We start from the raw sequence: 7250 nt of genomic DNA, 5'->3' as shown, positions 1-7250 counted from the left end.
CCGCCCTCGCGCGGGGGCAGGGCTCCGACGGGCTCCGGGCCCACACTCGGCCCGGACGCCGATCGGCTCGCCGAACAACGCTTCTGAGGAGAGTGGGCATGACACAACCGCTGCTCGAGCTGCGCGGGGTCAACAAGAGCTTCGGCGTCGCGCACGTGCTGCACGACGTCGACTTCGCCGTCTACCCCGGCCAGGTGACCGCTCTCGTCGGCGACAACGGAGCCGGCAAGTCGACCCTGGTCAAGATCATCGCCGGCATCTACGGCCGCGACACGGGTGAGTACCTCTTCGAGGGCCACTCGGTCGCCGTGCACGGCCCCCGTGACGTCGCCGCTCTGGGCGTCGAGATCGTCTACCAGGACCTCGCACTGTGCGACAACCTCGACATCGTCGAGAACATGTTCCTCGGTCGCGAGCAGACCCACGGGATCGTGTTGGACGAGGTGTCCATGGAGTCTCGCGCACGCGAGACCCTGTCGTCGCTGTCCGTGCGCACGGTGAAGTCCGTGCGGCAGCACGTCGCGAGCCTCTCCGGCGGCCAGCGCCAGACCGTCGCCATCGCCAAGGCCGTGCTCTGGAACTCCAAGGTCGTGCTCCTCGACGAGCCGACCGCGGCCCTGGGAGTCGCGCAGACCCGCCAGGTCCTGGACCTGGTCCGCCGTCTGGCCGACCGCGGCCTGGGCGTGGTGCTGATCTCGCACAACATGGGCGACGTCATGGAGGTCGCCGACCGCCTCACCGCCCTCTACCTCGGCCGTGTGGCAGCCGATGTCCTCGTCAAGGACGTCACCCACGGTCAGATCGTCGAGCTCATCACCGCCGGACGCTCCGGGAACCTCGGCATCGCCGACAACCCCGCGACCGCGACCGTCTGACCAGGAGACCACTCATCATGACTGTCGGATCCGACACGCCCACGAAGGCCGACGACGGCGCCTTCTCCACCGACACCCGCCAGGCGGCGACCGTCGCCGACTCGGCGCGCGACTACCTCAATCGCCTCCGGGGCGGCGACATGGGCTCGCTGCCCGCCGTCCTCGGGCTGCTGGTGCTCTTCGTGGTGTTCTCGTCGCTGCACGACCGCTTCCTCACGATGTACAACCTCGCCAACCTCGCCATCCAGGCCGCCTCCATCATCGTGCTGGCCATGGGCCTCGTCTTCGTCCTGCTGCTGGGCGAGATCGACCTGTCCGCCGGCGTGGCGGGCGGCGCCGCCGCCACCGTCACGGCGCTGGTCCTGATCGACCACGACTGGACGTGGTGGCTGGCCACGCTCGCCGGCATCGCGGTCGGTGCCGTCATCGGCGTGGCGATCGGGTCGCTCGTAGCGCTCCTGGGCATCCCGTCGTTCGTCGTCACCCTCGCCTTCTTCCTCGCCCTTCAAGCCGTCCCGCTGAAGCTGATCGGCTCCGGCGGCTCGCTGCGCTTCAACGACGAGGTGCTGCGCGGCCTGTCGATCAAGAACGTACCGGTGACGGCTGGCTGGATCGCCGCGGCGCTGATCGTGCTCGGCTTCGCGGCGCTGGCGCTGTGGCGCTACTACTCCCGATCCGCGCGTGGCCTGGTGCACCAGCCCCTGCCTCTGGTGATCCTCCAGATCGTCGTCCTCGCCGTGATCGTGCTCGGGGTCACCGCGCTGCTGAGCACCAACCGCGCGCCCAACCCCAGGCTGTTCAACATCAGCGGCATCCCGTGGGTGCTGCCGGTCGTGGTCGTGCTGCTGCTGTTCTGGACCTTCGTGCTCACCAGGACCCGCTTCGGGCGGCACCTCTACGCGGTGGGCGGGAACGCCGAGGCGGCGCGCCGCGCCGGCATCAACGTGACTCGCATCAAGATCTCCGCGTTCGTCATCTGCTCCAGCATGGCCGCCGTCAGCGGGGTCCTGTCGGCGTCGTACACCGGCAAGGTCTCGCCGGGCTCGGGCGGCGGCAACGAGCTGCTGTACGCCGTGGCCGCCGCCGTCATCGGCGGCACCAGCCTCTTCGGGGGTCGAGGCCGGGCGATCGATGCGGTCATCGGCGGCCTGGTCATCGCGTCCATCCCGAACGGGCTGGGGCTGCTCAACCAGGCGGCCTACATCAACTTCGTGGTGACCGGCGGGGTGCTGCTGCTGGCAGCCAGCGTGGACGCCATCTCACGCCGCCGTCGCTCCGCGGCGGGCGTCTAGGCCGACATCATGAGCCGTCAGCGCTCCGGACTCGGGACCAACCAGGAGGGGGTCCGGCGACACAACCTGGGCACCCTGCTGCGCCACGTCCACCGCGCGGGCACGATGTCGCGCGCCGACCTGACCCTGCAGATGGGGCTGAACCGCAGCACCATCGCGGGGCTGGTCGGCGAGCTGGAGTCGCTGGGCGTGACCGAGCGGGCGCTGCCCGCCCATCCGCGCACCGGCGCCGGTCGTCCATCGGCCGGCGTCGGGCTCTCGCAGTGCGGCCCGTTCGTGATCGCCGTCGACCTCGGGGTCGACCGCGTCGTGGTGGCCCGCGTCGGGCTCGGCGGCGTCATCCAGCAGCGCACGGGCGCCGCGATCACGGACGGCAGCGAGGCCTGGCAGGTCGGCGGCACCGTCGCCTCCCTGATCCGCGAGGTCGTCGCCGACGCCCCCGACAACGCACCGCTCGTCGGGATCGGGGTCAGCGTGCCCGGCCTGGTCCGGCGCGGCGACGGACTGATCCGCCTGGCGCCCAACCTGGAGTGGCACGACGTGTCGTTCGGGTCGATCATCCTGGCGGCGCTCGGCGTCGACGTCCCGGTGCTGGTCGCCAACGACGCGGACCTCGGCGCGCTCGCCGAGCACTACCGCGGCGCCGGGGTCGGCATCGACGACCTCATCTACGTCTCCGGCAACGTCGGCGTCGGTGCCGGCGTGATCACCGGGGGGTTCCGGCTCGAGGGCGCGGGCGGGTACGCCGGCGAGGTCGGCCACCTGAGCTTCAACCCCACCGGCCAGCTCTGCCACTGCGGCAACCTCGGCTGCTGGGAGACCGAGGTCGGGGCGCACGCCATCGCGACCGCGATCGGCTACCCCCAGCACCAGGTCGCCCAGCTGGGCGAGGCGCTCGAGGCCTTCCGCGAGCCCACGCCCGAGCTGCGCGTCATCGGCACCCACCTCGGCCACGGCCTGGCCAGCATCGTCAACGCCTTCAACCCGCGCGTGGTCGTGCTGGGCGGCTACTTCCGCGAGCTGTTCCGACTGGTGCGCACCGACGTCCACGTCGCGCTCGCCGAGCGCTCACTGCCCGCTCCGCTGGAGTCGGTCACCCTGACCCTGCCCGGCCTCGGCGCCGACTCGGTCCTCCTCGGCGCCGCCGAGATCGCCCTCGAGCCGCTCTTCGTCGACCCCGTCGCCGGTCTCGGCACCGCCCTCACCGGCGTCGGCCCCACCCTCGCCGGCTGACCCGTCAGGAACTGTCGCCCCGCACCGCTGACCCGTTCAGGTGACAGGGACGTCGCCGGCGAAGACGCCCTCGAGGGCGAGCTCGGCGGCGCCGAGGGCGGCGGCCTCTATGCCCAGGGTGCTCAGGCGCAGGTCGGGGCGGCGCTGCGCGGCCGAGGGCAGCCGCTCGTCGAGCGAGCGGCGGGCGGGACCGAGCACGTGCTCGCCCAGCGGCACGAAGTAGCCGCCGAGCACGACCACCTCGGGGTCGAGCACGTTGGCGAGGACGGCCAGGCCGAGCCCGACGTCCTCGCCGAGCCGGGTGAGGGCCCGGCGTACGGCGGGGTCGTCGGCGGCGCGCGCGGCGACCGCCGCCGCCGAGAGCACGGGGTTGTCGAGCTCGGGCATGCCGACGGCCGCGAGCATCGCGTGCAGGCCCACCGACGCCTCCCAGCACCCGCGCCGGCCACAGCCGCACACGGCGGTGGAGTCACCGATCGGCATGTGGCCCACCTCCCCCGCGAAGCCGGTCGAGCCCCGCTGGAGGCGGCCGTCGCTCACGATCCCGGCGCCGATCCCGACGGTGCCGGTGAGGTAGAGAGCGTGCGCCACGCCGGTGGCTGCCCCGTGGTGGGACTCCGCGTACGCCGCGCAGTTGGCGTCGTTGCCCACCGACACCGGGCACCGACCGCCCAGCGCGGCCTCGACGGTGGAGGCGAGCCCGGTCGCGTCGAGGTTCGGCGTCCAGGCCACGGACCGGTCGTCGCTGCGCACGAGTCCGGGTACGGCGACCATGGCGCCCATGATCCGCCCCGCCGGCTCACGCCGTACGACGTCACGGGCGAGGTCGAGCAGGGCCGGGACCCGCGCGGCGTCGCTGGCCGGGCGGGTCTCGCTGAGGCGAACCCGGCCGCCGAGGTCCAGGAGCACCGCGGACACGTAGTCGACGTTGAGCTCCAGCCCGAGCCCGAGGAGCCCTTCGCCGGTCAGGGTGACCGGCCGGCCCGGGCGGCCGCGGCCGCCCGGCACCGAGTCGGACTCGTCGACCGCGGCGACCTCGGCGAGCCCGCCCACGATGACCCCGACGGTCGCCTTGGCCAGGCCGGTGCGCTTGGCGAGCTCCGCGCGGGTCGCCGGGCCCTGCCGGCGCAGGCTGCGCAGCACCAGCGAGGTGTTGCGGCGCCGGAGCCCTTCGGTGCTGGCCGGCTGGTCCGACCCGATCGCGAGCCCCATCCTCAGCCGCGCACGCCGTACAGGTGCTCCAGCGCGAGCTGGTCCAGGCGCTCGAAGCCGGCGTCGCGCGCGGCGAGCGCCTCGACGTCGGGCAGCTCCCACTCCTGCAGCTGCTGCCAGCTCTCGCCCTCGCCCATGGTGGGCTCGGCGAGCTCTGGCAGCGCGGCGGCGGCCAGCGCCTCCTGCACCTGCGGGTCGGCGCGGAAGGCCCGCGCCTTCTCGCGCAGGATGAGGTAGTTGGTCATGCAGGCCTCGGCCGAGGCCCAGACGCCCTCCTCGCCGTCGGTGCGGGTCGGCTTGTAGTCGAAGTGGACGGTGCCGTCGTACCCGCCGGCGAGCAGCGTGTCGACGACCCAGAAGGCGCCTCGCACGTTGCCGGCGCCGAAACGCAGGTCCTGGTCGTACTTCGGGCCGTGCTGGCCGTTGAGGTCGATGTGGAAGAGCTTGCCCTGCCACAGCGCCTGCGCGTAGCCGTGGGCGGCGTTGAGCCCGGCCATCTCCTCGTGCCCGATCTCCGGGTTGACGCCGACGAGCTCGGGGCGCTCGAGGGTCTCGATGAAGGCCAGCGCGTGCCCGATGGTCGGCAGCAGGATGTCGCCGCGCGGCTCGTTGGGCTTAGGCTCGATCGCGAACCGGAGGTCGTAGCCCTGGTCGACGACGTACTGACCGAGCACGTCGAAGGCCTCCTTGTAGCGATCGAGCGCCGTGGCGACGTCCTTCGAGGCGCCGTACTCCGCACCCTCACGACCGCCCCACGCCACGTAGATCTCCGCGCCCAGCTCGGCGGCGAGGTCGATGTTGCGCATCACCTTGCGGATCGCGAAGCGGCGTACGTCGCGCAGGTTGGAGGTGAAGCCACCGTCCTTGAACACCGGGTGGGTGAACAGGTTCGTGGTGGCGGTGGTCACGGCCAGGCCGGTGTCGGCCAGGCCCTTCTTGAACCGCTCGATGATGGCCGCGCGCGAGGCGTCGTCACTGCCGAACGGGATCAGGTCGTCGTCGTGGAAGTTCACGCCGTAAGCGCCGAGGCCGGCGAGCTTCTCGAGCGCGTGCACGGGGTCCATCGGCGCTCGCGTCGCGTCGCCGAAGGGGTCGCGGGCGGTCCACCCGATGGTCCACAGCCCGAAGGAGAACTTGTCCTCGGGGGTGGGGGCGGGGATCTGGGTCGTCATGACGGTGCCTCTCGTGTGCTGGGGGATCAGGACCACGTCTCGGTGCGGTCACGGAGTCGGGCGTAGGTGTCTCGGACGTGCGGGGTCGGCTCGGCCTCGAGCTCGACGGTGTCGGCCAGCGCCCAGGACGGCGGTGCGGGCGTGCCGGCCAACGCCCAGGCGGCCTGCCGGGCGGCGCCGCGAGCGACGTACTCCCCCGCCGGGGGGAGCGTCACCGGCCGGCCCAGGATGGCCGGAGCGAGCGCGCGGACCGCCGGGCTGCGGGTCGCACCGCCGACGAGCAGCACCCGGGCCGGCTCGTCGCCCGTGGTGGCGGCGAGGCGGTCCACGGCGTCGGCGAGCGAGCACAGGAGCGCCTCGAACGCCGCGCGGGCCAGGTCCTCGCGGGTCGTGGCGTCGCTCAGCCCGGTCCAGGTGCCGACCGCGGACGGACGGTAGGGGGTGCGCTCGCCGCCGTAGTAGGGCGACAGGGTCACGCCCCGCGCCCCCGGCTCGGAGGCCAGCGCCAGGTCGGCGAGGGCATCGAGGTCGACCCCGAGCCACTGCGCCTGCAGCGAGAGGATGCGCGCGGCGTTCATCGTGGTGACCATCGGCAGGTAGCCGCCGGCCGCGTCGGCGAAGCCCGTGACCGTGCCGGTGCCGTCAGCCACCGGGATGGCGCTCACGGCCGAGGCGACCCCGGAGGTGCCGATCGAGACCAGCACGTCGCCCGGACCGAGGCCCAGGCCCAGGGCGGCCGCCATGTTGTCGCCGGTGCCGGGACCGAGCACCTGACCGGCGGCAGTCTCGGCGGCGGCCTCGCCGTCGACCGCGACGCGGGGCAGGGCCGCCTCGTGACCCAGCGCGGCGGCCGCCAGGTCGCGGCGCCAGGCGCCGGCCGTGGCGTCGAAGTAGCCGGTCCCGGACGCGTCGCCCCGGTCGGTGAAGGCGGGCGTGCCCGGCGCGGCGGCGTGGCGGGAGACGTAGTCGTGCGGCAGCAGGACCTCGCGTACGGCGGCCGCGGCCTCGGGCTCGTGGTCGCGCAGCCAGCGCAGCTTGCTCGCCGTGAACGAGGCCACCAGGACGCTGCCGACAGCTGCGGCGCAGGCGTCGGGCCCACCCATCTCCCGCACCAGCGTGCGCGCGGCGTCGGCCGAGCGGGTGTCGTTCCAGAGCAGGGCGTCTCGGACCGGGCGGCCGTCCTCCCCGAGCGCCACCATCCCGTGCTGCTGGCCGCCGACCGCGAGCGCCTCGGCCCGCTCCAGGAGGCCGGCCGTGGCGTCGTCGTACGCCGCAAGCCAGGCGCGCGGGTCGACCTCGGTGCCCACGGGGTGGGGGGCGGCTCGCTCGGCGACGACGGCGCCGTCGGCCGCGTCCACCAGGACCGCCTTGGTCGACTGCGTCGAGGAGTCGACACCCAGCACCAAGGTCATGCCCCCCATTAAGTACGCGACTCGAACTTAAGTCAAGGGGTCATCCTGACTACG

The 7250-nt window shown here is 73.2% G+C and carries 6 protein-coding genes; 3 read left to right on the top strand and 3 right to left on the bottom strand.

Features of this window, described 5'->3' with window-relative positions; genetic code table 11:
- Nucleotides 1-98 precede the first annotated feature (98 nt).
- From LRP67_RS16790 to LRP67_RS16780, 3 genes are read left to right on the top strand one after another with little or no spacing between them, the layout of a single operon-like run.
- On the top strand, nt 99-875 hold the full coding sequence (locus LRP67_RS16790) for an ATP-binding cassette domain-containing protein (RefSeq protein ID WP_231271312.1): 777 nt from the start codon (nt 99-101) through the stop codon (nt 873-875).
- Between the two features lie 17 nt (nt 876-892).
- Entirely contained in the window at nt 893-2167 is a 1275-nt protein-coding gene (locus LRP67_RS16785) for a sugar ABC transporter permease (RefSeq protein ID WP_231271311.1), read from the top strand.
- A 9-nt stretch (nt 2168-2176) separates the two neighbouring features.
- Nucleotides 2177-3400 carry an ROK family protein gene (locus LRP67_RS16780; protein ID WP_231271310.1) on the top strand — a complete coding sequence of 408 codons (1224 nt, stop codon included), beginning with the start codon at nt 2177-2179 and terminating at the stop codon, nt 3398-3400.
- 36 nt (nt 3401-3436) lie between these two features.
- Here LRP67_RS16780 and LRP67_RS16775 read toward each other — a convergent pair whose 3' ends face one another.
- The 3 genes from LRP67_RS16775 to LRP67_RS16765 are packed head-to-tail and all read right to left on the bottom strand — an operon-like array spanning nt 3437 to nt 7196.
- A complete protein-coding gene (locus LRP67_RS16775; protein WP_231271309.1) occupies nt 3437-4612 on the bottom strand; it encodes an ROK family protein in 1176 nt (391 codons plus the stop codon).
- Between the two features lie 2 nt (nt 4613-4614).
- Nucleotides 4615-5784, bottom strand: a complete 1170-nt coding sequence (gene xylA / locus LRP67_RS16770; RefSeq protein ID WP_231271308.1) for a xylose isomerase — start codon at nt 5782-5784, stop codon at nt 4615-4617.
- 26 nt (nt 5785-5810) lie between these two features.
- Nucleotides 5811-7196 (bottom strand): FGGY family carbohydrate kinase, encoded by a 1386-nt coding sequence (locus tag LRP67_RS16765; protein ID WP_231271307.1) that lies wholly within the window; start codon nt 7194-7196, stop codon nt 5811-5813.
- Nucleotides 7197-7250: the final 54 nt, after the last annotated feature.

The sequence above is a fragment of the Nocardioides sp. cx-169 genome, assembly GCF_021083605.1.
GTDB lineage: Bacteria > Actinomycetota > Actinomycetes > Propionibacteriales > Nocardioidaceae > Nocardioides.
Note: the sequence above shows the minus strand (reverse complement) of the source record. Positions and strands in the feature narration are given on the sequence as shown.

Coding starts and splice junctions, on each gene's coding strand:
- LRP67_RS16790 (WP_231271312.1), top strand. CDS start 99: ATGACACAACCGCTGCTCGAGCTGCGCGGGGTCAACAAGAGCTTCGGC.
- LRP67_RS16785 (WP_231271311.1), top strand. CDS start 893: ATGACTGTCGGATCCGACACGCCCACGAAGGCCGACGACGGCGCCTTC.
- LRP67_RS16780 (WP_231271310.1), top strand. CDS start 2,177: ATGAGCCGTCAGCGCTCCGGACTCGGGACCAACCAGGAGGGGGTCCGG.
- LRP67_RS16775 (WP_231271309.1), bottom strand. CDS start 4,612: ATGGGGCTCGCGATCGGGTCGGACCAGCCGGCCAGCACCGAAGGGCTC.
- xylA (WP_231271308.1), bottom strand. CDS start 5,784: ATGACGACCCAGATCCCCGCCCCCACCCCCGAGGACAAGTTCTCCTTC.
- LRP67_RS16765 (WP_231271307.1), bottom strand. CDS start 7,196: ATGACCTTGGTGCTGGGTGTCGACTCCTCGACGCAGTCGACCAAGGCG.